General features: G+C 73.7%; 27 protein-coding genes. 13 read left to right on the top strand and 14 right to left on the bottom strand.

Annotated features, from left to right (window positions below; genetic code table 11):
* The first annotated feature begins 42 nt into the window (after nucleotides 1–42).
* The 10 genes from hisD (at nucleotide 43) to K304_RS27025 (ending at nucleotide 8,795) form a co-directional block, all read left to right on the top strand.
* Nucleotides 43–1,398, top strand: coding sequence for a histidinol dehydrogenase (hisD, locus tag K304_RS0102925; protein WP_027762516.1), 1,356 nt, complete (start codon nucleotides 43–45; stop codon nucleotides 1,396–1,398).
* Nucleotides 1,395–2,522 carry a histidinol-phosphate transaminase gene (locus K304_RS0102920; RefSeq protein WP_051307771.1) on the top strand — a complete coding sequence of 376 codons (1,128 nt, stop codon included), beginning with the start codon at nucleotides 1,395–1,397 and terminating at the stop codon, nucleotides 2,520–2,522. The genes hisD and K304_RS0102920 overlap by 4 nt, the downstream gene beginning before the upstream one ends.
* A complete protein-coding gene (hisB, locus tag K304_RS0102915) occupies nucleotides 2,519–3,121 on the top strand; it encodes an imidazoleglycerol-phosphate dehydratase HisB (protein ID WP_027762514.1) in 603 nt (200 codons plus the stop codon). Before K304_RS0102920 ends, hisB begins: the two co-directional genes overlap by 4 nt.
* Nucleotides 3,122–3,301: 180 nt before the next feature.
* Nucleotides 3,302–3,466, top strand: a complete 165-nt coding sequence (locus tag K304_RS33555) for a hypothetical protein (protein ID WP_027762513.1) — start codon at nucleotides 3,302–3,304, stop codon at nucleotides 3,464–3,466.
* Entirely contained in the window at nucleotides 3,463–4,101 is a 639-nt protein-coding gene (hisH, locus tag K304_RS0102905) for an imidazole glycerol phosphate synthase subunit HisH (protein ID WP_486591554.1), read from the top strand. Before K304_RS33555 ends, hisH begins: the two co-directional genes overlap by 4 nt.
* Nucleotides 4,101–4,847 (top strand): bifunctional 1-(5-phosphoribosyl)-5-((5-phosphoribosylamino)methylideneamino)imidazole-4-carboxamide isomerase/phosphoribosylanthranilate isomerase PriA, encoded by a 747-nt coding sequence (gene priA / locus K304_RS0102900; protein ID WP_037789073.1) that lies wholly within the window; start codon nucleotides 4,101–4,103, stop codon nucleotides 4,845–4,847. Before hisH ends, priA begins: the two co-directional genes overlap by 1 nt.
* A complete protein-coding gene (locus tag K304_RS0102895; RefSeq protein ID WP_027762510.1) occupies nucleotides 4,844–5,242 on the top strand; it encodes a RidA family protein in 399 nt (132 codons plus the stop codon). Before priA ends, K304_RS0102895 begins: the two co-directional genes overlap by 4 nt.
* A gap of 23 nt (nucleotides 5,243–5,265) precedes the next feature.
* A complete protein-coding gene (hisF, locus tag K304_RS0102890; protein WP_027762509.1) occupies nucleotides 5,266–6,030 on the top strand; it encodes an imidazole glycerol phosphate synthase subunit HisF in 765 nt (254 codons plus the stop codon).
* Nucleotides 6,031–6,147: 117 nt separating this feature from the next.
* Nucleotides 6,148–7,107: a bis(hydroxyethyl) terephthalate hydrolase gene (gene bdeA, locus K304_RS0102885; RefSeq protein WP_027762508.1), complete on the top strand. Its 960-nt coding sequence runs from the start codon at nucleotides 6,148–6,150 to the stop codon at nucleotides 7,105–7,107.
* 116 nt (nucleotides 7,108–7,223) lie between these two features.
* Nucleotides 7,224–8,795: a response regulator transcription factor gene (locus tag K304_RS27025; RefSeq protein ID WP_051307769.1), complete on the top strand. Its 1,572-nt coding sequence runs from the start codon at nucleotides 7,224–7,226 to the stop codon at nucleotides 8,793–8,795.
* A 54-nt stretch (nucleotides 8,796–8,849) separates the two neighbouring features.
* Here K304_RS27025 and K304_RS0102875 read toward each other — a convergent pair whose 3' ends face one another.
* Genes K304_RS0102875 through K304_RS0102865 form a run of 3 tightly spaced genes read right to left on the bottom strand, consistent with a single transcriptional unit; the run spans nucleotide 8,850 to nucleotide 12,281 of the window.
* A complete protein-coding gene (locus tag K304_RS0102875) occupies nucleotides 8,850–9,599 on the bottom strand; it encodes a succinate dehydrogenase/fumarate reductase iron-sulfur subunit (protein WP_027762507.1) in 750 nt (249 codons plus the stop codon).
* Nucleotides 9,600–9,616: 17 nt separating this feature from the next.
* Nucleotides 9,617–11,578, bottom strand: a complete 1,962-nt coding sequence (locus K304_RS0102870) for a fumarate reductase/succinate dehydrogenase flavoprotein subunit (protein ID WP_027762506.1) — start codon at nucleotides 11,576–11,578, stop codon at nucleotides 9,617–9,619.
* A gap of 1 nt (nucleotide 11,579) precedes the next feature.
* Nucleotides 11,580–12,281, bottom strand: a complete 702-nt coding sequence (locus K304_RS0102865; protein ID WP_037789071.1) for a succinate dehydrogenase cytochrome b subunit — start codon at nucleotides 12,279–12,281, stop codon at nucleotides 11,580–11,582.
* An 82-nt stretch (nucleotides 12,282–12,363) separates the two neighbouring features.
* Between K304_RS0102865 and K304_RS0102860 the strand changes: the two genes are divergently transcribed.
* On the top strand, nucleotides 12,364–13,251 hold the full coding sequence (locus K304_RS0102860; protein ID WP_027762504.1) for a LysR family transcriptional regulator: 888 nt from the start codon (nucleotides 12,364–12,366) through the stop codon (nucleotides 13,249–13,251).
* Nucleotides 13,252–13,284: 33 nt separating this feature from the next.
* On the opposite strand, the gene K304_RS0102855 is transcribed toward K304_RS0102860, so the two are convergent.
* Nucleotides 13,285–13,899, bottom strand: coding sequence for an HAD-IA family hydrolase (locus K304_RS0102855; RefSeq protein WP_027762503.1), 615 nt, complete (start codon nucleotides 13,897–13,899; stop codon nucleotides 13,285–13,287).
* Nucleotides 13,900–14,068: 169 nt separating this feature from the next.
* On the opposite strand from K304_RS0102855, the gene K304_RS33215 reads away from it, so the two are divergent.
* A complete protein-coding gene (locus K304_RS33215) occupies nucleotides 14,069–14,365 on the top strand; it encodes a phosphopantetheine-binding protein (RefSeq protein WP_037789069.1) in 297 nt (98 codons plus the stop codon).
* Between the two features lie 33 nt (nucleotides 14,366–14,398).
* Here the strand turns inward: K304_RS33215 and K304_RS0102845 are convergent, their stop codons facing one another.
* From K304_RS0102845 to K304_RS0102810, 8 genes are all read right to left on the bottom strand, one after another.
* On the bottom strand, nucleotides 14,399–15,445 hold the full coding sequence (locus K304_RS0102845; RefSeq protein WP_199779550.1) for a glycine betaine ABC transporter substrate-binding protein: 1,047 nt from the start codon (nucleotides 15,443–15,445) through the stop codon (nucleotides 14,399–14,401).
* A 35-nt stretch (nucleotides 15,446–15,480) separates the two neighbouring features.
* Nucleotides 15,481–16,209 (bottom strand): ABC transporter permease, encoded by a 729-nt coding sequence (locus tag K304_RS0102840; protein ID WP_027762501.1) that lies wholly within the window; start codon nucleotides 16,207–16,209, stop codon nucleotides 15,481–15,483.
* A 4-nt stretch (nucleotides 16,210–16,213) separates the two neighbouring features.
* The gene (locus tag K304_RS27015) at nucleotides 16,214–17,437 is read right to left on the bottom strand and encodes an ATP-binding cassette domain-containing protein (protein WP_199779549.1); all 1,224 of its coding nucleotides are present in this window, start codon (nucleotides 17,435–17,437) and stop codon (nucleotides 16,214–16,216) included.
* A complete protein-coding gene (locus K304_RS27010) occupies nucleotides 17,430–18,077 on the bottom strand; it encodes an ABC transporter permease (RefSeq protein WP_037789067.1) in 648 nt (215 codons plus the stop codon). Before K304_RS27010 ends, K304_RS27015 begins: the two co-directional genes overlap by 8 nt.
* A gap of 1 nt (nucleotide 18,078) precedes the next feature.
* Nucleotides 18,079–19,023: an alpha/beta hydrolase gene (locus K304_RS27005; protein ID WP_051307766.1), complete on the bottom strand. Its 945-nt coding sequence runs from the start codon at nucleotides 19,021–19,023 to the stop codon at nucleotides 18,079–18,081.
* Nucleotides 19,020–19,838 carry an IclR family transcriptional regulator gene (locus K304_RS27000; RefSeq protein WP_037789066.1) on the bottom strand — a complete coding sequence of 273 codons (819 nt, stop codon included), beginning with the start codon at nucleotides 19,836–19,838 and terminating at the stop codon, nucleotides 19,020–19,022. Before K304_RS27000 ends, K304_RS27005 begins: the two co-directional genes overlap by 4 nt.
* Before the next feature lie 102 nt (nucleotides 19,839–19,940).
* Nucleotides 19,941–20,771, bottom strand: a complete 831-nt coding sequence (locus tag K304_RS0102815) for a DUF6282 family protein (RefSeq protein WP_027762500.1) — start codon at nucleotides 20,769–20,771, stop codon at nucleotides 19,941–19,943.
* A gap of 96 nt (nucleotides 20,772–20,867) precedes the next feature.
* Nucleotides 20,868–21,698, bottom strand: coding sequence for a nitrilase-related carbon-nitrogen hydrolase (locus tag K304_RS0102810; protein WP_027762499.1), 831 nt, complete (start codon nucleotides 21,696–21,698; stop codon nucleotides 20,868–20,870).
* A gap of 196 nt (nucleotides 21,699–21,894) precedes the next feature.
* Here K304_RS0102810 and K304_RS0102805 point away from each other — a divergent pair, with 196 nt between their 5' ends.
* A complete protein-coding gene (locus K304_RS0102805; protein WP_027762498.1) occupies nucleotides 21,895–22,605 on the top strand; it encodes a phenylalanine--tRNA ligase beta subunit-related protein in 711 nt (236 codons plus the stop codon).
* A gap of 59 nt (nucleotides 22,606–22,664) precedes the next feature.
* Here K304_RS0102805 and K304_RS0102800 read toward each other — a convergent pair whose 3' ends face one another.
* Entirely contained in the window at nucleotides 22,665–23,393 is a 729-nt protein-coding gene (locus K304_RS0102800; RefSeq protein WP_037789064.1) for a type 1 glutamine amidotransferase, read from the bottom strand.
* The gene (locus tag K304_RS0102795) at nucleotides 23,390–24,037 is read right to left on the bottom strand and encodes a TIGR03085 family metal-binding protein (protein WP_027762496.1); all 648 of its coding nucleotides are present in this window, start codon (nucleotides 24,035–24,037) and stop codon (nucleotides 23,390–23,392) included. Before K304_RS0102795 ends, K304_RS0102800 begins: the two co-directional genes overlap by 4 nt.
* Nucleotides 24,038–24,060: the final 23 nt, after the last annotated feature.

The following is a 24,060-nucleotide window of genomic DNA, read 5'->3' as shown; positions in this document are numbered from 1 at the left end:
ACGGCTGTCCGCCCCTCGGGAGCGGTCTGCGAGAATGGGTCCGTGATCTCCCGAATCGATCTGCGTGGGACGTTCTCCGCCGGCTCCTCCGGCGCCGGGATCGACCCCGACCTGCTGCCCCGTGCCGAACTCGACGTGGAAGCCGCCCTGGAGACGGTGCGGCCCATCTGCGACGACGTGCACCATCGCGGCAGCGCGGCGCTGATCGACTACGCGCAGCGGTTCGACGGCTGCACGCTGGAGCGCATCCGCGTCCCGCAGGGCGAACTCGCCCGTGCGCTGGAGGAGCTGGACCCGAAGGTACGGGCGGCTCTGGAGGAGTCCGTCCGCCGCGCCCGCGTCGTGCACCGCGCGCAGCGGCGCACCGACTCCACCGTCCAGGTCGTGCCCGGCGGCACCGTCACCGAACGCTGGGTGCCGGTCGAACGGGTCGGCCTGTACGTGCCCGGCGGCCGCGCCGTCTACCCGTCGTCCGTGGTGATGAACGTGGTGCCCGCGCAGGAGGCCGGAGTCGGTTCGCTCGCCGTCGCGTCGCCGCCGCAGGCGGGCTTCGGCGGACTGCCGCACCCGACCATCCTCGCCGCCTGCGCCCTGCTCGGCGTCGACGAGGTGTACGCGGCCGGGGGCGCCCAGGCCGTCGCGATGTTCGCCTACGGCACGGAGGAGTGCCCCGCCGTCCAGCTCGTGACCGGCCCCGGAAACATCTACGTCGCCGCCGCGAAGCGCCTGCTCAAGGGCCGTATCGGCATCGACTCGGAGGCCGGGCCGACCGAGATCGCGATCCTCGCCGACGACACCGCCGAGCCGTCGCACGTCGCCGCCGACCTGATCTCGCAGGCCGAGCACGACGTGGTCGCCGCCGCCGTGCTGGTCACCCCGTCCGAGGCGCTGGCGGAGTCGGTCGAGCGGGAGCTGAAGACCCAGGTCGCCGCGACCAGGCACCGCGAGCGCATCACCGAGGCGCTGGCAGGCCGGCAGTCCGGCATCGTGCTGGTGGACGACCTGGAACACGGACTCGCCGTGGTCGACGCCTACGCGGCCGAGCACCTGGAGATCCAGACCGCCGACGCCGCCGGCTGGGCCGCCCGGGTCCGCAACGCCGGCGCGATCTTCGTCGGTCCCTACGCCCCGGTGTCCCTCGGCGACTACTGCGCCGGGTCCAACCACGTGCTCCCCACCGGCGGCTGCGCCTGCCACTCCTCCGGCCTGTCCGTCCAGTCCTTCCTGCGCGGCATCCACGTCGTGGACTACACCCGCGACGCCCTCGCCGAGGTCACCCACCACGTGGTGGCCCTCGCGGAGGCCGAGGACCTGCCCGCGCACGGAGACGCCCTCAAGCACCGGTTCGCCGGAGACGAGGAGCAGACCGCAGAGACGGGAAGGTACCTGCCGCAGTGACCGGCCCGACCCCTGACCGCCCCCGGGACGTCGAGCTGCCCGTGCGCGAGGAACTGCGGGGCAAGTCCCCGTACGGCGCGCCGCAGCTCGACGTGCCGGTGCGGCTCAACACCAACGAGAACCCCTACCCGCTGCCCGAACCCCTGGTCGCCCGGATCGCCGAGCGTGTCGCCGACGCGGCCCGCGCGCTGAACCGCTACCCCGACCGCGACGCGGTCGAGCTGCGCACCGGCCTGGCCGCCTACCTCAGCCGCACCTGCGGCCGCCGCGTCACCGCCGACCAGGTGTGGGCGGCCAACGGCTCCAACGAGGTGCTCCAGCAGCTCCTCCAGACGTTCGGCGGGCCGGGCCGCACCGCGCTCGGCTTCGAGCCGTCCTACTCGATGCACGCCCTCATCGCGCGCGGCACCGGCACCGGCTGGCTGGCCGGGCCCCGCACCGAGGACTTCCGCATCGACGTGGACGCCGCGGTGGACGCCATCGCCGCGCACCGGCCGGACGTGGTGTTCGTCTGCTCGCCCAACAACCCCACCGGCACCGCCGTCGACACGGAGACCGTCCTCGCCCTGTTCGAGGCGGCGCAGGCCGCGAAGCCGTCGATGGTGATCGTCGACGAGGCGTACGGCGAGTTCAGCCACCGGCCCTCGCTGCTGCCGCTGATCGAGGGCCGCCCGCACCTGGTCGTGTCCCGCACCATGTCCAAGGCGTTCGGCGCCGCCGGGCTGCGCCTGGGCTACCTGGCCGCCGCCCCGGCCGTGGTGGACGCCGTGCAGCTGGTGCGGCTGCCGTACCACCTCTCCGCCGTCACCCAGGCCACCGCGCTCGCCGCCCTGGAGCACACCGATACGCTGCTGGGGTACGTCGCACAGCTCAAGTCCGAACGCGACCGGCTGGTCGACGAGCTGCGGGCGGCCGGCTGCGAGGTGACCGACTCGGACGCCAACTTCGTCCAGTTCGGCGTCTTCGACGACGCGCACGCCTTCTGGCGGCGGCTGCTCGACGAAGGCGTCCTCGTCCGCGACAACGGTGTTCCCGGCCGCCTGCGGGTCACCGCGGGCACCCCCGCAGAGAACGACGCGTTCCTCGACGCGGTACGCAAGCTCATGAAGGAGAACGCGACATGACCCGCCCCAGCCGCACCGGGCGCGTGGAGCGCACCACGAAGGAGACCTCCGTCGTCGTCGAGATCGACCTCGACGGCACCGGCCGGGTGGACGTCACCACGGGCGTCGGCTTCTACGACCACATGCTCGACCAGCTCGGCCGCCACGGGCTGTTCGACCTCAGCGTCAAGACCGAGGGCGACCTGCACATCGACAGCCACCACACGATGGAGGACACCTCCCTCGCGCTGGGCGCCGCGTTCCGGCAGGCGCTCGGCGACAAGCGGGGCATCGTGCGGTTCGCGAACGCCTCCGTGCCGCTGGACGAGTCGCTGGCGCAGGTCACCGTCGACCTGTCCGGCCGGCCGTACCTCGTGCACACGGAGCCCGAGGGCATGGCCCAGATGATCGGCCCGGACTACGACACCACCATGACGCGGCACATCCTGGAGTCCTTCGTCGCCCAGGCGCAGATCGCCCTGCACGTCCACGTGCCCTACGGGCGCAACGCCCACCACATCGTGGAATGCCAGTTCAAGGCCCTCGCCCGGGCCCTGCGGTACGCGTCCGAGATCGACCCGCGGCAGACCGGCATCCCCTCGACGAAGGGCGCGCTGTGAGCGACGGACGTGCGGCCGCCGGGCCGCAGGCGACGACGAGGCGCGCGCTTCTGCGCCGCGCGGGCGGAGAAGCTCACGGAGGGATGCTGTGAGCGACGGACGTGCGGCCGCCGGGCCGCAGGCGACGACGAGGCGCGCGCTTCTGCGCCGCGCGGGCGGAGAAGCTCACGGAGGGATGCTGTGACCGGGCTGTCGACGCTGCTGATCTTCGTGGGGCTGTTCCTGCTCGGCGGAGCGGTCTCGTTCTGGAAGCAGAAGATGCCGAAGGGCGTCATCGCCGTGCTCGGCATCGGCGCCGTGCTGGCGCTCGTCGCCGGCATCCTCCGGCTGGAGGTGTGGTCGTGAAGGTCGTCGTCCTCGACTACGGCTTCGGCAACGTGCGGTCCGCCGAACGCGCCGTCGCCCGCGCCGGAGCCGAGGTGGAGATCACCCGCGACTACGACGCCGCGATGAACGCCGACGGGCTCCTCGTCCCCGGCGTCGGCGCGTTCGCCGCCTGCATGACCGGACTGCGCGAGGCCCGCGGCGACTGGATCGTCGAACGGCGTCTGGCCGGCGGACGCCCCGTGCTGGGCATCTGCGTCGGCATGCAGGTCCTCTTCAGCCGCGGCATCGAGCACGGCGTGGAGGCCGACGGCCTCGACGAGTGGCCCGGTACCGTCGGCCCGCTCAAGGCCGACGCCGAACACGCCGTCCCGCACATGGGCTGGAACACCGTCGAGGCGGGGGAGGGGTCGCGGCTGTTCGCCGGCCTGCCCGCCGACGCCCGCTACTACTTCGTGCACTCCTACGCCGTGCACGACTGGGAGTTCCGGGCCACCCACGCCGCGATGACCGCGCCCACCGTCAGCTGGACCACGCACGGCGGCCCGTTCGTCGCCGCCGTCGAGAACGGCCCGTTGTGGGCCACCCAGTTCCACCCCGAGAAGTCCGGCGACGCCGGAGCCCAACTCCTCAGCAACTGGATCGAGACCCTGTGATGCCCGACGTGACGCCCGACGCGCCGACGCTCGAACTCCTCCCCGCCGTCGACGTCCGCGACGGCCAGGCCGTCCGGCTGGTGCACGGCGAGTCCGGCTCCGAGACCTCCTACGGCGACCCGCTGCAGGCCGCCCTGGCCTGGCAGCAGGCCGGCGCCGAGTGGCTGCACCTGGTCGACCTGGACGCCGCCTTCGGCACCGGCGACAACCGGGACCGCATCGCCGAGGTCACCGGGCGCATGGACATCAAGGTCGAGCTGTCCGGCGGCATCCGCGACGACGACACGCTCGCCGCGGCGCTGGCCACCGGCTGCACCCGTGTCAACCTCGGCACGGCGGCCCTGGAGACCCCCGAATGGGTCGCCAAGGTCATCGCCGAGCACGGCGACCGCATCGCCGTCGGCCTCGACGTACGCGGCACCACGCTGCGCGGTCGCGGCTGGACCCGCGACGGCGGCGACCTGTACGAGACCCTGGAGCGGCTGAACTCCGAGGGCTGCGCACGCTACGTCGTCACCGACATCAACAAGGACGGCACCCTCCAGGGCCCCAACCTCGAGCTGCTGCGCACGGTGTGCGGCGCCACCGACCGTCCGGTCGTGGCCTCCGGCGGCGTCTCCTCCCTGGACGACCTGCGCGCTCTCGCCGGTCTCGTTCCCGAAGGAGTCGAGGGCGCGATCGTCGGGAAGGCCCTCTACGCCAAGGCGTTCACCCTGGAAGAGGCCCTGGAGGCGGTTTCGTCATGACGACCGACCGGCGCGTGGAGCGCGTGCAGACCGACAGCCCGTGGGAGGAGTCCATCGGCTTCGCGCGCGCGGTCGCCGCCGGCGACCGGGTCCTCGTCTCCGGCACCATGCCGCTGGTGCACGGCGTCCTCCAGGGCGAGGGAGACCCCTACCAGCAGGCCAAGGCCGCCTTCGGCAACGCCCTCGCCGCACTGGAGCGGTTCGGCCTCGACAAGCACGCGGTCCTCCGCACCCGGATGTACCTCACCCACGCCCGCGACGTCGAGGACGTCGGCCGCGCCCACAAGGAGATCTTCGACGCCGTACGCCCGGCCGCCACCCTGGTCGTGGTCTCCGGCTTCGTCGACTCCCGGGTGCTGGTCGAGGTCGAGGTCGAAGCCCTGCGCACCCCCTGAACGACGATGGAGCACCAGACCGCATGACGCTGGCCGTACGAGTCATCCCCTGCCTGGACGTGGACGGCGGCCGGGTCGTCAAGGGCGTCAACTTCCAGAACCTGCGCGACGCCGGCGACCCGGTCGAGATGGCCAAGGTCTACGACGCCGAGGGCGCCGACGAGCTGACCTTCCTCGACATCACCGCCTCCTCCGGCGACCGCGAGACCACCTACGACGTGGTGCGGCGCACCGCCGAGCAGGTTTTCATCCCGCTCACCGTCGGCGGCGGCGTCCGCACCGCCGCCGACGTGGACCGGCTGCTGCGCGCCGGAGCGGACAAGGTCGGCGTCAACACCGCCGCCCTCGCCCGGCCGGAACTCATCCGGGAGATCGCCGAACGGTTCGGCCGCCAGGTCCTCGTGCTGTCCGTCGACGCCCGCCGCAGCGACGCCGGGACGCCGTCCGGCTACGAGGTCACCACTCACGGCGGCCGTCGGGGCACGGGTACGGACGCCGTCGAGTGGGCGCAGCGGGCCGCCGAACTCGGCGCCGGGGAGATCCTGCTCAACTCCATGGACGCCGACGGCACCAGGGACGGCTACGACACCGAGATGATCGCGGCCGTCCGCGGCTGTGTCACCGTCCCCGTCGTCGCCAGCGGGGGCGCCGGGCACCTGGACCACTTCCCGCCCGCCATCGACGCGGGCGCCGACGCCGTACTCGCCGCCTCCGTCTTCCACTTCGGTGATCTGCGCATCGGCCAGGTCAAGGACACCCTCCGCGACGCGGGCCACGCCGTGCGCTGAACGCACCCCACGGCCAGGGGGGACCGCCGCAGGGGAGACCGGTGATTCCACCGATGCGCGGAGCAGCGCCCGAGGGCACCGTGAGGGCATCCGCGACCGGAAGGATGTGCTCCCCCCATGCGTCAGCACCCCGGCACCACCCCCCGCAGAAGCCCCGCGCGCGGCGGCAGGGTCCGCGCCGCCGGCACCGGGCTCACCGCCGTCCTGGCCCTCGGCCTCGCCACCCTGACCGGGCCGGCCCCCGGCGCCCAGGCGGCCCCCGCTCCCGCCCCGGCGACCGCGCCCGCCGCCGACAACCCCTACGAGCGCGGTCCCGACCCCACCGAGGACAGCGTCGAGGCGCCCCGGGGCCACTACGACGTCGCCGAGGACCGGGTGTCCTCCCTGGAGGTCTCCGGGTTCGGCGGCGGCACCGTCTACTACCCGACGGAGACCTCCGACGGCACGTTCGGCGCCGTCGCCGTGGCCCCCGGCTACACGGCCGACCAGTCCAGCATGGCCTGGTACGGGCCGCGGCTGGCCTCCCGCGGGTTCGTCGTCTTCACCATCGACACCCTCACCCGGCTCGACCAGCCCGCCTCCCGCGGCCGCCAACTCCTCGCCGCACTCGACTACCTGACGGAGCGGAGCTCCGTCAGGGACCGCATCGACGCCTCCCGGCTCGGCGTGATGGGCCACTCCATGGGAGGCGGCGGCAGCCTCGAGGCCGCCGTCGACCGGCCCTCGCTGGAGGCGGCGATTCCGCTCACCCCGTGGAATCTCGACAAGACCTGGCGGGACGTCGGCGTCCCGACGCTGATCGTGGGCGCCGACGGCGACTCCATCGCCCCCGTCTCCTCGCACGCGGAGCCCTTCTACGAGAGCCTGCCCGGCTCCCTGGACCGGGCCTACCTCGAACTCAACAGGGCCAACCATTTCGCGCCCAACTCGCCGGACACCACGATCGCGAAGTACAGCATCTCCTGGCTGAAGCGCTTCATCGACGACGACACCCGGTACGAGCAGTTCCTCTGCCCGATCCCCGGCCCCAGCACGGAGATCGAGGAGTACCGCGGCAACTGCCCGCACGGCGGGTGACCCCGCGCCGTCCCCGCGCAGTGCCCGGCGACGCCGCCCTCCGGTTGGGGAGGGCGGCGTCGCCCGCACCGTTCCACCCGTCCCCGCCTTTCCGTAACCTCGACGGGGTGACCGGTATGCCGATCAGCACCAGTCCGCTCCGCCCGCGCCCCCGCACGCCCGAACTGGCCGCGATCGAAGCCCTCCTCGACCGGCTCGCCGACGATCCGGGCCGCACCGAAGCACTCCTCGGACGCGTCCCCGGGCCGCCGTCACCCGACTCCGACGTGCGTCGTGGCCGTGCCGCTCTGGCCCGCGGCCTGCTCGACCTCCGCGGCGGCCCGGTGGGAGACGCCCGCGAACTCCTCCTGCTCGCGGCCCGCCTGCTCGCCCCGCACGACCGCAGGCTCGCCCTGGAGGCCGTCCACGCAGCGACCGAGGCCGCATGGCTGGACGGTGACCTCGACACCTTCCGCGACGCCCTCGCCCGGGGACTCGCTCTGCATCCGGAGTCCGCGCCGCCCGACGCCTACCTGACCGGCATGACCGCCGTGCTCCACGGCCGCTTCGCCGAGGGCGCGTCCCTCCTCGCGCGAGCCCTGGCCCGCGGCCTTCCGAGCTCCACGCCCGCCGAACTGCTGCGGATCTGCGTCGTGGCCCTGGTCGTCGGCGACATCACCGCCGCCCTCGACGCCGCGACCCGCGCGCTGGCGCTCGCCCGCACGGAGGACCGCGGCACCCTCCTGCCGCAGATCACCGAGTACCTCGCGTACGCGGAGCTGCGCGCCGGACACCACGCACGGGCCCACGCGCACGCCACCCAGGGTCTCCGCCTCGCCGAGAGGACCGGGCAGCGCAACGCCGCAGCCCACCACCACGCCCTGCTCGCCATGACGGCGTTCGTGACCGGCGACACTCCGGGCTGCCTCGCCCACGCCGGTGCCGCCACCGAGACCGCGGCCGCGCACGGACTCGGCATGACGCGGGCCCTCGCCGCCTGGGCGCTCGCCCGCGCCGACCTGGCCGCCGGGCGCCCCCGCGAGGCGGTGGGCCGCCTCGCCCCGCTCGTGCGGCCCCCCGCGCCGGTCGGCCACTGGGCCCTGCGCATGCTCGCCGTGCCCTGCTTCGTGGAGGCGGCTGTCCTGGCGGGCCGGACGGAGGGCACGGCGGAGGCGGTCGCGGAGTTCGCCGCGTGGACCGCGTGGACGGCAGACCCGCAGGCGCCGGGCCAACTGGCCCGCTGCCGGGCCCTGCTGGCCGCCGACCCCGGCCGCGCGGGCAGCCACTACGTCCGTGCGCTCGCCCTGCACGACGACGCCGGTGCCGACTTCGAACGCTCCCGCACCGAACTGCTCTGGGGCACGGCGCTGCGGCGGGCTCGCAGGCTGCTCGAAGCGCGTGACCGGTTGCGGTCCGCGCTCGCGGGCTTCGAGCGGTGTGGAGCCGTCCACTGGTCCGCGCGCACCCGCGCCGAACTGCGCGCCACGGGAGCGGCGGTGGAGGGCCCGGATCCCGAACCGGGCGACGCCCTGCGGGCGCTGACGCCCCAGCAGTTGCGGATCGCGCGCTGCGTGGCGGAGGGAGCCACCAACCGGGAGATCGCCGAACGGCTCTCCGTCAGCACCCGGACCGTCGAGCACCACCTCCGCAACACGTTCGCCACGCTCGGTGTCCGCTCCCGCGTCGAACTCGCCCGGCGCCTGGGCTGAGCGGGCCCGACGGCGCCCCGGAGGCCGCGGCCCGCCGGGCGGCGCCGCTCCGGCCTACCTCCCGGGGCGCCGGCGGGCGGCGCGGAGGTACTCGCGGTTCATGGCGGCGATGCTGGTCAGCGGGATGCCCTTCGGGCAGGCCGTGGCGCACTCGCCGGTGTTGGTGCAGCCGCCGAACCCCTCGTCGTCCATCCGCCCGACCATGTCCAGCACCCGCGACTCCCGCTCCGGCGCCCCCTGCGGCAGCGCGTTCAGGTGCACGACCTTGGCCGCCGTGAACAGCGTCGCGGAGCCGTTCGGGCAGGCGGCCACACAGGCTCCGCAGCCGATGCACTCGGCGTTGTCGAACGCCGTGTCCGCCGCCGGTTTCGGCACCGGCACCGCGTGGGCGTCGGGTGCGCTGCCGGTCCGCGCCGTCACGTACCCGCCCGCGCCGATCACCCGGTCCAGCGCCGAACGGTCCACCACCAGATCCCGCACCACCGGGAACGCGCCCGCGCGCCACGGCTCGACGTCGATGGTCGCGCCGTCCTCGAAGTGCCGCATGTGCAGCTGGCACGCGGTGGTGCGCTCCGGCCCGTGCGCCTGCCCGTCGATCACCACGCCGCAGGCGCCGCAGATGCCCTCGCGGCAGTCGTGGTCGAACGCCACCGGCTCCTCGCCGTCCTCGGCGAGCCGTTCGTTGAGGGTGTCGAGCACCTCCAGGAACGACATGTCCGGGCTGACGCCCGGCACCCGGTACGGCGTCATCCGCCCGGGCGCGTCCGGGCCGGGCTGGCGCCAGATCCGCAGGGTCAGCGTCATCGTCGTCGGTGTCGTGCTCACTGGTAGCTCCGCTGGGTGGGGTGGACGTACGCGAAAGCGAGCTGCTCGCGGTGGAGTACCGGCGGCTCGCCCGGGCCGGTGAACTCCCAGGCCGCCACGTAGCCGAACCGCTCGTCGTCGCGCTGCGCCTCGCCCTCCGGGGTGCGGCTCTCCTCCCGGAAGTGGCCGCCGCACGACTCCTCTCGGTGCAGCGCGTCCCGGCACATCAGGTCCGCCAGTTCGAAGTAGTCCGCGACCCGGTTGGCCTGCTCCAGCGACTGGTTGAGCTGCTCGCCGCCACCCGGCACCCGCACGCGCTCCCAGAACTCGGCGTGCAGTTCCAGGATCCGCTCCCGCGCGCGCCGCAGCCCTTCCTCCGTCCGGGACATGCCGCACGCGTCCCACAGCAGCGCGCCCAGCTCCCGGTGGAACGACTCCGGGGTGCGGTCGCCGTTGTTGGACAGCAGCGCGTACAGCCGGTCGGAGACGGCGAACACCGCCTCGTGCACGGCCGGGTGGTCGTGCCGGACCTCGCCCAGGGTTCCCGCCGCGGCCCCGCGGGCGAGATAGTCGCCCAGCGTCGCCGGCAGCACGAAGTAGCCGTCCGCGAGACCCTGCATCAACGCGGAGGCACCGAGCCGGTTGGCACCGTGGTCGGAGAAGTTCGCCTCGCCGATCGCGAACAGTCCGGGCACGGTGGTCTGCAGGTCGTAGTCGACCCACAGCCCGCCCATCGTGTAGTGGATCGCGGGGTAGATCCGCATCGGGACCCGGTACGGGTCCTCCGCCGTGATCCGCTCGTACATCTCGAACAGGTTCCCGTACCGCTCCGCCACCGCGTCCCGCCCCAGCCGGGCCAGCGCGTCGGCGAAGTCCAGGTACACGCCCTGCCCGCCCGGTCCGACGCCGCGGCCCTCGTCGCACACGTTCTTCGCCGCCCGGGACGCGATGTCGCGCGGCACCAGGTTCCCGTACGACGGGTACAGCCGCTCCAGGTAGTAGTCCCGCTCCTCCTCCGGGACGTCACCGGGCGCCCGTCCGTCCCCGGCCCTCCGCGGCACCCAGATGCGGCCGTCGTTGCGCAGCGACTCGCTCATCAGCGTCAGCTTCGACTGGTGCGCGCCGGAGCGCGGGATGCAGGTGGGGTGGATCTGGGTGAAGCAGGGGTTGGCGAAGTACGCCCCGCGCCGGTGCGCGCGCCACACGGCGGTCGCGTTGGAGTTCTTCGCGTTCGTCGACAGGTGGAAGACGTTGCCGTACCCGCCGCTGGCCAGCACCACCGCGTCCGCGAAGTACGGGTCCACCCTGCCGGTCACCAGGTCGCGGGCCACGATGCCGCGCGCCCTGCCGTCCACCACGATCAGGTCCAGCATCTCGGTGCGCGGGTGCATCTCCACCCGCCCGGCGGCGATCTGCCGGGACAGTGCCTGGTACGCGCCGAGCAGCAGTTGCTGCCCCGTCTGCCCGCGCGCGTAGAAGGTGCGGGCGACCTGCACCCCGCCGAACGAGCGGGTGTCCAGCAGCCCGCCGTACTCGCGGGCGAACGGCACGCCCTGCGCCACGCACTGGTCGATGATCTCCACCGACACTTCCGCCAGCCGGTGCACGTTCGACTCGCGGGACCGGAAGTCGCCGCCCTTGACCGTGTCGTAGAACAGGCGCTGCACGGAGTCGCCGTCGTTGCGGTAGTCCTTGGCGGCGTTGATGCCGCCCTGCGCGGCGACCGAGTGGGCGCGGCGCGGCGAGTCCTGGAAGCAGAACTGCACGACGCGGTACCCCTGTTCGGCCAGCGTCGCGCCCGCTGCCCCGCCGGCCAGGCCGGTGCCGACGACGATGACGGTGTGCCGGCGGCGGTTCGCCGGGTTGACCAGCCTCGCCTCGAAGCGCCGGCGTCGCCAGCGTTCCGCGATCGGGCCGTCCGGGGCCGCCGCGTCCGTCAGCGGCTCACCCACCCGGAAACCCGTGCTGTCCGTGCTCATGTCAGCTCACGACTCCCGTCATCACACCGATCGGTACGGCGAGGAACCCGGCGGTCAGCGCCACCGCGAGCACGTCCGCGGCACGCCTGAGCGCACGGTCCAGGTGCGGCCGGTTGGCCCCCAGCGTCTGCGCGGCGCTCCAGAAGCCGTGCCGCACGTGCAGCCCCACCGCGAGCATCGCCACGCCGTAGACGGCGTTGCCGTACCAGGTGGAGAAGGTGTCCACGACGTTCTGGTAGGGACGGCCCTGCTCGAACCCGGGGTGCACCGTCCCCGTCATCAGGTCCAGTACGTGCCACACCACGAACAGCGCCAGGATGATCCCGCCCCAGCGCATCGTCCTCGTCGCGTAGCTCGCCCGGCGTCGCCGGTGCGCGTACCCCACCGGCCTCGCGGCCAGGTCCCGGCGGCTGAGCTGGTACGCGGCCACCCCGTGCGCGACGACCGCGGCCAGCAGCGCCACCCGCGCCAGCCACAGGAACCACTCGGGCCCCAGGAACGGCTCCCCGATCGTCCGCAGCCAGTGCGCGTAGCCGTTCATGTCCCCGGGACCGAAGAACACCTTGAGGTTCCCCAGCATGTGCGCGACCAGGTACAGCAGCATCGCCAGGCCGGTCACGGCCATCACGGCCTTCTTCCCGACGGTCGAACGCCACAGCATCCCCGCCAGGGAGGGCCTTCGCTCCCGCGTCACCAGTGCCATGTCCCGACGGTAGGAAGCACCGCGCTCATCCGTCCAAGACATGAAAACGCTGGCTTCCATAGAGAACACCTATGCTGGTCGTATGCAGCTCCAGCAGCTCCGCTACTTCACCGCCGTCGCGGAGACCCGGCACTTCACCCGCGCCGCCGCCCGCGAACTCGTCGCCCAGCCCTCCCTCTCCCAGCAGATCCGCGCGCTGGAGAAGGAACTCGGCGCCGACCTGTTCCACCGCGCCCGCGGCCACATCTCGCTCACCGACGCGGGCGAGGCACTGCTCCCGCTGGCCCGCCGCATCCTCGCCGACACCGAGACCGCCCGCCGCGAGGTCCAGGAGGTCGCCCGGCTCCGCCGCGGCCGCGTCCGCCTCGGCGCCCCGCCCAGCCTGTGCGCCGGCTTCGTCCCGGACGTGCTCAGCACCTTCCGCGCCCGCTACCCGGGTGTCGACCTCGTCGTCCACGAAAGCGGCTCGCAGGACCTGGTGCGCGTCCTGGCCGCCGGAGAGCTCGACCTCGCCCTCGTCATCACCCCGCTCGCCGGACCCGCCCCGGCGCTGACGACCACCGAACTCCTCACCGAGGAACTCGTCGTCGTCTCCGCACCCGGCACCGGCTTCCCCCACCGGCGCCGCCTGCGCATCGACGACCTGCGCGACCGGCCCCTGGTGATGTTCCGCCGCGGCTACGACCTGCGCGACCTCACCGTCTCCGCGTGCCGTGCCGCCGGCTTCGACCCGGTGTTCGCCGTGGAGGGCGGAGAGATGGACGCCGTCCTCGGCTTCGTCCGCGCCGGCCTCGGCGTCGCCGTCGTCCCCGGCATGGTCGCCGCCCGCTCCGGCCTGCGCCGCACCCCGCTCGCCCCGCCCGGCCTGCACCGCACCGTCTCCGTCGCCCACCGCAGCGACGTCTCACCGCCTCGCGCCGCCCGCGAACTCCAGCGGATCCTCACCGAGCACGGCCACAGCCGCACGTAGCCCCGCTCCGGACCGTGCGGCACGGCTCGGCCTTCACCCCGGCAGCCCTTCCAGTACCCGCGCCAGGTCCTCCACACCGCGGAAATGCACACCGGTCATCCCCAGCGCGGCCGCCGCCTCGACGTTCTCCGCCCGGTCGTCGACGAACACACACCGCTCCGGGGGCACCCCCGCCAGCTCCGCCGCGCGCAGGTAGATCCGCCGGTCGGGCTTCGCCACCCCCACCAGCGCGCTGTTGACGATCCGGTCACCGAAGTGCGCCAGCAGCCCCAACGGCTCCAGCTCCTGCGCCAGCTCGCGCGTCGCGTTGGTCACCAGCACCACCGGCACGTGCCGCTGCGCCCGGCGCAGCAGCTCCACGACCGTCTCGTCCGCCCGTGTCGGCGTCCGCCCGAACGCCCGGACGAGCCTCCGTGCCGCATCCTCCGGCACCTGCCCGGTCAGCCCCCGCACGATCGACTCCCGCCACCGGCTCTTGGTGATCTCGCCGCGCAGCAGGGGCCCGTCGACCCCGTCGGAGAAAGCGACCTTCGCCGTCGTCCCCGGTTCCAGCCCTTCGGCCTCCTCCAGCCGCGCCAGTTCGGTGTGGTCGTAGTACCGGATTACGTTGTCGATGTCGCACAGCACGGCGTCGAAAGGCAGCGTCACCCCGTCACCCTCCCACCCCGCCCACCGCCCCCACCAGCCCACACCGCGGAGCGAGCCATGGCCCACGTGGGTGAAGCGCGGCGGCCTCCGCCCCGCGGATACGCCGGGGCCCAGGGGTGCGGCGGCACTGTGGGAGATGCGCGGCCGTCCACGCCACCGGGAGGATGCCATGACCGTGGCCTTCAACCTGCTGATGCAGATCCTCATGGAGACCTTCGGCCTCCCCAAGCAGAACCTGCACCCCGACGCCACCTTCGCCGAGCTCGAGATGGACTCGCTGTCGCTCACCGAGCTGAGCGTGCTCATCGAGGAGCGCACCGGCCTGTCCATGCCGCCGTTCCCCGTCAAGATCACGCTCACCGAGGCCGCCGACCTGATCGACGACGCGGCCGACGCGTACCTGGACCGCATGGCCGCCGCCGAACAGGAGCAGCAGCGCGTCGAAGCCGCCCGCGCGAGGGCCTGAAACCCTCCGCCGCCCGCGCGAGTGCTCAGGCGGTCACCGCCCGCCGATGAAGCCGTGCTCCCGCAGGAAGTGCAGCGCCGCCTCGTCGGGGGAGCGGCCCTCCAGGTCCACCATGCCGTTGAGCTCGATCATCGTGTCCTCGGTCAGCTTCTCGCCCAGCCGCTGCGCGAGCTGCTCCAGCTCCGGGTGCTTCTTCAGCGTCTCCTCACGCACCGTCAGCGCGGCCAGCTCCGTCGTGAAGTGGTACCGGTCGTCCTTCACCACCGTCAGGTCCAGCGACTCGATGCGCGCGTCGGTGGTGAAGACCTCCGCGAAGGTGCACGGGCTGCCCTTCGCGACGTTGACGTAGTTGAGCGCCAGCGCGTTCTGGTAGACCTGCGGCGCCGGGAAGCCGACGTCGTACGTCTTCTGTATCGCCCGCAGCTCGCGGTCCAGGAACTCCGCCGCCCCGCACAGCGTCATCTCCTCCGGGTGTGCGGCACCGTACCGTCGCAGGTCGCTCAGCTCGTCGACGTCCGCGAGGTCGCCGGTGACGTCGCTCGCCCGCGCGATCGCGTACTGGTTGCCGAACCGGGTCGGCCCGAGCCACACCACGCCGTTCTTCTCCCGGTCCTCCGTCGCGGTGCGGCGGAACTGCTCCCGGGCGCCCTCCACGGGCCGGTCGTGGCCGAGGTACTGCGTCCAGCCGGTGCCGGAGTACTCCCAGTACATGTCGATCTCGCGGTTCTCCAGCGCGCCGCGCACGATGGTCGAACCGCTCAGCCCGGTCTGGTCCTTCGTCCGGGCGCCCGCCGCGCGCAGCGCGTACTGCGTGATGCTGCCGAGGATCTTCTGCTCGGTGAACTCCTTCGATCCCACCGTGAAGCGGGCTCCGGACAGGTCGAAGTCCTCGGCCAGCGAGCCGCCGCGCAGCTCCTTCGCGGTGACGTCGGCGCCCTGCGCCGCCGACCCGCCGCAGCCGGTGACCGCGAGTGCGGTCAGGGCGAGCACCGCGGCCAGGCACCGGTGATCGCGCCGGTGGCTCCCCCCGACGGCCCGCCGGACGGCCCGCCGGACGGTCTTGCGCGCACGTCGCAGCACGTCTCTCACCTTCCTCACTCCTCTCGTCGGCCCCGTCACAGCCCGCGCGGCCGCAGCAGGTCCTCGGCGATGCCCGCCAGCCAGTCCACGGCCAGTGCGAGCACCGCGACCAGCACACTGCCGGTGACCAGGACCAGGTTGCGGTGGGAGGCGATGCCGTTGGAGATGACGTCGCCCAGCCCGCCCGCGCCGATGAACGTCGCCAGCGCGACCGTGCCGACCGTGATGACCAGCGCCGTCCGCACGCCGGCGAGCATCACCGGAACGGCCAGGGGCAGTTCGATGCGCCACAGCACCGCCCGCCGCGTCATGCCCATCCCGAGCGCCGACTCGATCACCGACCGGTCGACCTGCTGGAGCCCGGCGATGGTGTTGCGCAGCACCGGGAGGATGCCGTATGCCACGAAGGCGATGACGGCGATCTCGTTCACGCCCAGGCTCACGAAGGCCACCGCCAGCAGCACGATCAGCCCCAGCGACGGCAGCGCCTGCCCCACGTTGGCCACGGCCAGCACCGGTCCGGAGAGGCGCCGTGCCCGGCCGCGCGTGAGCAGCACACCGGTCGGGATCGCGACGAGCAGGATCAGCACCGTGACCACGGCGAGCAGTTCCAGATGCTTGACCGTCCGGCTCAGCAGGTAGGCGGAGTTGAGGCTGCGCTGCTCGATCAGGTCGTGCGGCTGCGCGGACACGTACCACGCCAGCAGCGTCAGTACCAGGGCGAGGGCGACGGGCGTGGCGCCGTAGCGGACGAGGGCACGCACCGGCTCACACCTCCTGCAGCGCGTCGGAGCCGCCGGAACCGTGCGGCCGGGGAGCGTGCGCGGCGGTGCTGTTGATCAGCTCGCGGACCGCGTCCATGGTCACCACGCCCCGGTAGCCGCCGTCCCCGTCGACGACGGCCAGCGCCGAGGAGTTGGCGGCCAGCATGCGGTCGAGGGCGTCGAAGAGCGTGGCGTCCGGCCCGAGCGGGGTGAGCAGCGGAAGCCGCTCTCCGGGGGCGCCGTCTTCGACGCGCAGCCATCCCGCCGGGCGGCCGTCGTCGTCCAGCACCATCAGGTGGTCGTGTCCGGTGCGTCGCGCCGCCGCGGCCTGCTCCTCGCCGCCGGCGGAGTCGCGAACCGTCGGCCAGCCGGGCACCGGCAGCGCGCCGAGCGGGGTCAGCGACAGCCGCCGCACCGACGCGCCGGCCCCGATGAAGTCGGACACGAAGTCGTCGGCGGGATCGGCGAGGATGCGCTCGGGGGTGTCGTACTGGTGCACCACTCCGCCGTCGCCGAAGATCGCGATGCGGTCGCCCATCTTCACGGCCTCGTCGATGTCGTGGGTGACGAAGACGATGGTCTTGCGCACCTCCGCCTGGATGCGCAGGAACTCGTTCTGCAGCGCCTCCCGGTTGAGCGGGTCGATCGCGCCGAACGGCTCGTCCATCAGCATCACCTGCGGGTCGCCGCCCAGGGCCCGCGCCACGCCCACGCGCTGCTGCTGGCCGCCGGAGAGCTGCTTGGGATAGCGCCTGCGGTACGTCTGTGGCGCCAGCCCGACCAGGTCCAGCAGCTCGTCGACCCGGGCGGCGATCCGCTCCCGGTCCCAGCCGAGGAGCTTCGGCACGGTGGCGATGTTGTCGGCGACCGTGCGGTGCGGGAACAGTCCGCCCTGCTGGATGGTGTAGCCGATGTTGCGCCGCAGCACGTGCGGGGCGACCTCGGTGACGTCCCTGCCGTCCAGGTGGATGCGGCCGGAGGTCGGTTCGATCAGCCGGTTGATCAGCTTCATGGTGGTGGTCTTGCCGCAGCCGGACGGCCCCACGAAGGTGACGATCCGGCCCGCCGGTATCTCCAGGTCCAGCTCCTCGACCGCGGCCTGCCGCTGGCCCGGGTAGCGCTTGGTCAACGCCTCCAGGCGGATCATCGCGCGGTCCTCGTCCTGCTGCTCCCCGGCGGTCCGGCCGCCGTCGCCGCGCTTGCTGCCGTTGGTCATCTTCTCAAGCACCGAGCCCTCTGGGTGTGGTCAGCCGGTTCACGGCCGCGTACATCAGGTCGAAGAGGACGGCGAGCACGACGATGCCCAGCGCGCCCTCCAGCGTCAGGTAGACGGCGAACGGCGTGCCCGCCGTGGCGAGGCCGTCGAGGATGAGGTTGCCGAGCCCGGGGCCGTTGACGGCCGCCGCGATGGCGGCGATGCCCAGCAGCAGCTGGGTCGCGATCCGCAGCCCGGTGAGCAGCACCGGCCAGGCCAGTGGCAGTTCGACGGTGGCCAGCACCCGCAGCCGCCCCATGCCCATGGCCCGCGCCGACTCGACCACCGCCGGGTCGAGCGCGCGCAGGCCGACCACGGTGTTGCGGATGACCGGCAGCAGCGCGTACAGCGTCAACGCGACGATCGACGGGCCGCTGCCCAGGCCCAGCGGGGTGATGAGCAGCCCGAAGAGGGCGTAGGACGGGATGGTCAGGAAGACCCCGGCGACTCCCAGGGCGACCGCGCGCGGAGTGCCCGTGCGGTAGGTGAGCACCGCGACCGGCACGCCGATGAGGACGGCCAGCCCGAGCCCCTGGAGCACCAGCAGGGCGTGCGCCAGGGTGGCGTCCAGCACGGTGGGCCAGTTGTCAGCGAAGAACTGAGGGAACGTCATCTCACCCGCCTGCCCCTGCGCACCCGGCGCCGGCGGCCACGTGCCGGGCCGCCGGGAACGCCTCGGCGAAGAACCCGTCCAGCTCCTCCACCAACTCCCGGAACGTGGGGTGTTCGTCGAACATCCACTCCGTGTGTCCCGCCCCCTCGATCAGCCGCAGCCGTTTCGGATCCCGCGCGTGGTCGTACAGGGCGCGGGCCTCCTCGGGGCGGTGCAGCCGGTTCTCCGCGCCGTGCACCACCAGCAGCGGGCGCGGCGCCAGCCGGTGCACGACCTCCTGGGGCGAGAACCGCAGCAGCATGTCCGCCGACTCCAGGCTCACCCCGGAGCCGAAGCCGGGCGCCTTGTACAGCTCCTCGCCGACGTACCCGTCGGTCCGGTCGTCCAGGTCCAGGCGGACGATGTCCCAGGGGGAGGTGATCTCGCTGCGGCCGTTCGCGGCCCGCTGCCCGCGGTCCCGGGCCACCCGGTCCAGCAGGCTCCGCCAGCTCGCGTCGTCGTGCATGTTGCGCGTCGAACGGGTGCCGTCGCTGATGCAGTTGACGGCCGCGACCGCCCGCACCCGCGGGTCCTCCGCCGCTTCGGCGACGGCCACGCCGCCGCCCATGCCCCAGCCGAGCAGCCCGATGCGCCCCGCGTCGAGCAGGTCGTCGGCGGACGCCCGGTCCACCGCCGCCCGCACGTCCTCCGCCCACTCCTGCGGCACCAGACGGCCGCGCTCGCCCTCGCTGGCGCCGAAGCCGCGGTAGTCGAACGCGACGACCGCGTAGCCGCGTGCGGTCAGCGCCCGGGCGAACCGTTCCGGGTGGATGACCTTCAGGCCCTGGTAGCCGGAGGCCGGGACCACCACCGGGTACGGCGCTCCGGCTCCGTCGTCGTCGGGCAGGTGCAGGTCCGCGTCGAGCCGCAACCCGCTGCTGAAGAACGGGAACGGGTGAGAGTTCATCGGTCGGTCCTCCTGTCGCTGTGCGCGTCCGTTGAGGGCGGCGTGGCCGGCAGACCGGCCATCGCGCGGGAGATGCGGTGGGCCGCCGCGCAGGTGACGCGGGCGGCACGGTCGAGTTCCTGGCCCATCCGCCAGGCCGGGCCGGAGACGTTCAGCGCGGCCGTCACCCTGCCGCGGAAGTCCCGCACCGGCGCGGCGACGGCGACCAGCCCGGCCTCGAACTCCTCCTCGACCCGCGCGTGTCCCGCCTCGCGGGCCCGTGCGAGCCGCCCCAGGAAGTCCGGCACGTCCCGCGGCCCGTTCGGCTCGGGCGCGGGGAAGGACGTCCCGGCCAGCAGCCGCCGCACCTCGTCCTCGGAGTGGTCGAAGAGCAGCGCACGGCCCGAGGAGGTGGTGTGCAGCGGCACCACCCGGCCGATCCAGCCGGTGGCCTGAACCGCCCGGCAGGGGCGCTCCGAGAGCACGGTCAGGGCGCCGCCGTCGGTGAGCACCGTCAGGTGGACACGCTCCTGGAGCACGTTCACCACGCTGCGCAGCACCGGCGGCGCCTCGGCGACGAGCCGCGGACGCCCCGCGTTGGAGGCGAGGGTGAACACCTGCCAGCCGAGCCGGTAGCAGCGGGTACCGGCGTCCCGTTCCACCATGCCCACCCGGTCCAGCGCCTTCAGAGCCCGGGACACCTGTGTCTTCTCCCGGCCCACGCGCCGCGCGACTTCGACGACGCCCAGCCCGCCGCGTTCGGCCGCGTCGTCGGAACCGAGCGCCTGCAGGATGGCCAGCGTCCGGTCAAGGCTGGAGGAACCCTCGCTCGACATGGCCCCGAGGATGGGGGCGGGGGAGCGGTGCGGACAACCGTCGTTGCCCGTTCGGCAACTACCGCGTGACGGACGTCATGATGCCGCCGCGGGCGGTCCGCCTCACGGGACGACCAGCGTCTCGGGGCGCTCGGACGCGGAGGCGAGCAGCGCGCCCCCGTCCAGTCCCTCGCCGGCCAGGGCGTCGACCAGCAGGGCCAGCGCCTCCGGCGGCGTGGGGGAGTCCGGCTGGCCCGCGTCGGAGGAGAGCACCACGCGCTCCGGCCCGACCCGGGAGACGTACGCCGCCAGCCGTGCGGCCGTCATGCCCGGCTGGTGCAGCAGCTGAAACGTGGTGACCTCGGCGAACGCGCCGTAGGCCGCGGTGAGTTCGGCGGCCTCCTCGGCGCGCATGCCCGGCACGGTGTATCCGGGGTGGGTGAGCAGCAGCCGCCGTACGCCGGCCGCGTGCGCTTCCGGGAGCAGCCACCGCACCTCCGCTGTGCTCAGGTGACCGGTCGCCAGCACCGCGTCCGCCTCCGCGACCAGCGCGCACACCTGCCGTGCGGCCTGCGCGGCGAGGGGGTTCTGCGGCGGGACGCCGTAGGCGTGCGACGACAGGCCGGGCCGCGCGCCGCACAGGCGGGGCAGGCCCGCCGCGCGCTGGGTGTGGGCGTCGGCGGTGGGCATCCACACCACCCGGCCGCCCGCGTCGAGGCAGGCGGCCACCGCCGACGGGTTGACGCCGTCCGTGTGCTGGTTGAGCGCGATGCCGCCGTACACGGGCAGGTCGTGCGCGCGGGCCGCGGCGGCCGCGCGGCCGACCGTCGACTCGTAGTGCGCCTTGAGCACGCAGCCGGAGAACCCGGCCGCGGCGTAGGCGGCGACCGTGTCGTGGTCGTCGGCGCGGCGCGGGACGACGTCGGGGGCCGCGTGCACATGGAGGTCGAACACCCGCACAGGCTGCTCCCCTCGCCGCCGCCGCGCAACGGGAGTTGCCCGAGGGGCAACGGCCCGGCGGGCGGCGGGGCGCGCTGCTCCCCATGGACGTCAGTCGACGCCCTCCTGCATGAGGCGGCGCACCTCGCGCTGGACCAGGCCGAAACGGGCCTCCTCCAGCAGCGGCATCTCCCGGCGCCTGCGGCGCGCCGCGCGCACGTCGAGGTCCACCAGGGTCAGCGACTCCTCCCAGCGGGGGGCCTCGGCCGCGATGCCGCCCCACGGGTCCAGCACCCGCGAGCCGCCCCAGAAGGACGCCTTGCCCTCCTGTCCGACCCGGTTGACGAAGACCACCCAGCACTGCTGCAGCCGGGCGATGTTGAGCAGCAGGTCCTCCCAGTACACCGCGGTGTCGACGGCGCCGGGCGCGAGCCCGTCGGCACTGTTGGTCGGCACGAGCAGCACCTCCGCGCCGTCCTGCGCGGCCAGCCACGGCAGCATGGGCTGCCAGGCGTCGTTGCAGATGAGTGTGGCGACCCGGGCGTGCGCCGTGTCGAACGCGCGCAGCGCGTGCCCCGGGCTGAAGTGCTTGCGCTCCTCCCACTCCAGGTAGTTCGGCAGGTAGAGCTTGCGGTGCGTGTGCAGCACGGAGCCTTCGGAGAGGTAGCTGGCCGCGTTGTAGCGGCGCAGGCGCCCGTCCTCGTGCAGGCCGACCAGCACGTCGGGGCCGTGCGCGGCCAGCGCCGCCAGCCGCGCGTCGTCGGCGGCCAGCGAGGTGTCGTCCGGCACGCGGCCCAACGCGTAGCCGTGCAGGCTCAGTTCGGGGAAGACGACCAGATCGGCGCCCTCCGCCGCCGCGCGCCGGACGATCCGGTGGGCGCGCTCGAGGTTGTCCGTCACGTCCCCGAGCGCGCAGTCGGTCTGCGCCAGTGCGATCCGCACGGCGGATCACCCCTCTCCGCTGTCCGGCCCGGGGTCTCTCCCCGCCCTGGGGGCGCGTTCTACCGGGCCGTCGGCGCTGGTCGCAAGGGTGGTTGCGGTGCAGACAACCGGCACCGGCGACGATGCAGTACGGTGTACCGCAAAGTGCAGCATGATGACCTCCGTCGCACGCGTCCCGCAGGGAGAACCGAGAACCGTGACCGCCGACGCACAGCAATGGCTCGACGCCGTCCGCATCGACGCGGCCGTCTCCGCACTGCGCCCCGACTACCGCGCGCTCGTCGTGGTCGCCGAGGGCCTGCGGCCCGGACCGAGCGACGCGACCGGTGAACGGCATCTGGCGGCGGCCGAGAAGCGGGCCCGCGACCTGCTGGGCGGCCTCCCGCCCGAGGAGCACCCGCACCTCGCCGCCTGGCAGGAGGCGTTCCGCGCCTTCGGGGCCAAGCCCCGGCGCACCCGCCCCAGCGCGGAGGCGCTGCTGCGCCGGCTGGACGACGGCCTGCCCCGCATCGACCGGCTCACCGACGTGTACAACGCCGTCTCGGTGGCGCACCTGGTGCCGCTCGGTGGCGAGGACCTCGACCACTACCGCGGCCCGGCCCGGCTGGTCCGGGCGGACGGCAGCGAGCCGTTCGAGGTCGTCGTCGGCGGCGAGCCGGCCGTCGAACACCCCCGCGCGGGCGAGGTGGTGTGGCGGGACGACGCCGGCGTCACGTGCCGCCGGTGGAACTGGCGCCAGTGCGCCCGCACCCGCCTCACGCACGAGACGACCCGCGCCTTCTTCGTGCTCGACGCGCTCGGCGCCATGACCGACGACGCGCTGCACGCCGCCGGTGAGGCGCTGGTCGAAGCGCTGGGCGACGGCAGCCCCGGCGCCGCATTCGCCTCCCGGATCGTCACCGGCTGACGGGCGACCCGCCGACCGGCCGACCGCGCGAGCCCTTCCGGCGCCCGGACGCGTCCGTGCTAAGCCGCCGCGTGCACCACGCCGGCGAACCGCCGCGCGACCTCGCGCCACACCGGTGTCGCCGCCGCCTCGTCACGCTCCGCCCGTGCCGGGACCTCCTCCGGGTCGAACCCCAGCCGGCGCAGCCGCTCCGGCTCCCAGCGGCGGGTCTGCGCGGCGCTCGCCTCAGGGTGGAACTGCACGCCCCAGGCCCGCTCGCCGACCCGGAACGCCTGGTACGGGCAGCGCTCGCTCTCCACCAGCCACGGCGCACCCGGCGGCAGCGCGGTGATGGCGTCCACGTGGTTCTCGATCGCGGTGAAACGTTCGGGCAGGCCGCGGAACAGCACGTCCTCACCGGCCTCCGCGCGAAGCGTCAACGCGGTGCTGCCGACCTCCGGCGCCCCGTGCTCCCCGCGGACCGTGCCGCCCGCGACCTGCGCCAGCAGCTGACCGCCGAGGCAGATGCCGAACACCGGCACCTCCCGTTCGAGCGCCCGCGTCACCAGCGCACGTGTCCGCGCCAGCCAGGGCGCGCGGTCGTCGGCGTCCGGCAGATAGCCACCGCCCAGCACCACCACCGCCTGCTGGGAAAGGCCCTCCGGCACCGGCGGACCCTCGGCCCGGTAGCCGTGCGCCACGTCCAGGGCCAGCCCCGCCTCGGTCAGCCACGCGCCGAAACGGCCCGGACCGCCGTCCGGGCCGTTCTGTACCACCAGCACACGGGGTATCCCCGCAGGATCGCTCATGCCTGGGAGTCTCCCAGGCCCAGCTCCGCCCCCAGCACCCGGGCCACGGCGTCCTTGTCGCCCTCCGTCTCGACCCGGGCCACCCGCTGCCGCCCGTAGGCGAACAGCAGCAGCTCCGCCGGCTCACCGCTCACCGTGACCACAGGGGTGCCCTTGTGCGCCACCACGGTCTGGCCGTTGCGGCGGCGCAGGACCAGGCCGACCGGCGAGCGGCGCCCGGACAGCCGGGCGACGGTCTCCAGCCGGCGCCACAGCGCGTCCGCGAACACCGGATCGATCTCGCGCGGCGTCCAGTCCGGCTGCGCCCGGCGGACGTCCTCCGCGTGCACGAAGAACTCCACCACGTTCGCCGCCTCGTCCACCTGCTTCAGCGAGAACGGGGAGAACTTCGGCGGCCCGGTGCGGATGAGCTGGATCAGCTCCTCGTACGGCTTGTCCCGGAACTCGGCCTGCACCCTCTCCAGGCGCGCGGCGAGCGGCTTGAGGACGATCCCGCCCGCGGCGTCGGCGCGCCGCTCGCGTACTACCAGGTGCGCGGCGAGATCACGTGTCCGCCAGCCGCCGCACAGCGTCTCGGCCTCCGGCCCGGCACTCTCCAGCAGGTCGGCGAGAAGCAGACGTTCCCGCCTGGCATGAGTCGACATGCCGTCAGCGTACGCCCGTGCGG

It is taken from the genome of Streptomyces sp. CNS606 (genome assembly GCF_000426325.1).
Note: the sequence above shows the minus strand (reverse complement) of the source record. Positions and strands in the feature narration are given on the sequence as shown.

Excerpts from the sequence above, each read along its gene's own strand:
- K304_RS27025 (WP_051307769.1), top strand. The coding sequence starts at position 7,224 with ATGCCGATCAGCACCAGTCCGCTCCGCCCGCGCCCCCGCACGCCCGAA.
- K304_RS0102800 (WP_037789064.1), bottom strand. The coding sequence starts at position 23,393 with ATGAGCGATCCTGCGGGGATACCCCGTGTGCTGGTGGTACAGAACGGC.
- K304_RS33215 (WP_037789069.1), top strand. The coding sequence starts at position 14,069 with ATGACCGTGGCCTTCAACCTGCTGATGCAGATCCTCATGGAGACCTTC.
- K304_RS27005 (WP_051307766.1), bottom strand. The coding sequence starts at position 19,023 with ATGAACTCTCACCCGTTCCCGTTCTTCAGCAGCGGGTTGCGGCTCGAC.
- hisF (WP_027762509.1), top strand. The coding sequence starts at position 5,266 with ATGACGCTGGCCGTACGAGTCATCCCCTGCCTGGACGTGGACGGCGGC.
- K304_RS0102865 (WP_037789071.1), bottom strand. The coding sequence starts at position 12,281 with ATGGCACTGGTGACGCGGGAGCGAAGGCCCTCCCTGGCGGGGATGCTG.
- K304_RS27000 (WP_037789066.1), bottom strand. The coding sequence starts at position 19,838 with ATGTCGAGCGAGGGTTCCTCCAGCCTTGACCGGACGCTGGCCATCCTG.
- K304_RS0102895 (WP_027762510.1), top strand. The coding sequence starts at position 4,844 with ATGACGACCGACCGGCGCGTGGAGCGCGTGCAGACCGACAGCCCGTGG.
- priA (WP_037789073.1), top strand. The coding sequence starts at position 4,101 with ATGCCCGACGTGACGCCCGACGCGCCGACGCTCGAACTCCTCCCCGCC.
- K304_RS0102795 (WP_027762496.1), bottom strand. The coding sequence starts at position 24,037 with ATGTCGACTCATGCCAGGCGGGAACGTCTGCTTCTCGCCGACCTGCTG.
- K304_RS0102875 (WP_027762507.1), bottom strand. The coding sequence starts at position 9,599 with ATGACGCTGACCCTGCGGATCTGGCGCCAGCCCGGCCCGGACGCGCCC.
- K304_RS0102870 (WP_027762506.1), bottom strand. The coding sequence starts at position 11,578 with ATGAGCACGGACAGCACGGGTTTCCGGGTGGGTGAGCCGCTGACGGAC.
- K304_RS0102860 (WP_027762504.1), top strand. The coding sequence starts at position 12,364 with ATGCAGCTCCAGCAGCTCCGCTACTTCACCGCCGTCGCGGAGACCCGG.
- hisB (WP_027762514.1), top strand. The coding sequence starts at position 2,519 with ATGACCCGCCCCAGCCGCACCGGGCGCGTGGAGCGCACCACGAAGGAG.
- K304_RS27010 (WP_037789067.1), bottom strand. The coding sequence starts at position 18,077 with ATGACGTTCCCTCAGTTCTTCGCTGACAACTGGCCCACCGTGCTGGAC.
- bdeA (WP_027762508.1), top strand. The coding sequence starts at position 6,148 with ATGCGTCAGCACCCCGGCACCACCCCCCGCAGAAGCCCCGCGCGCGGC.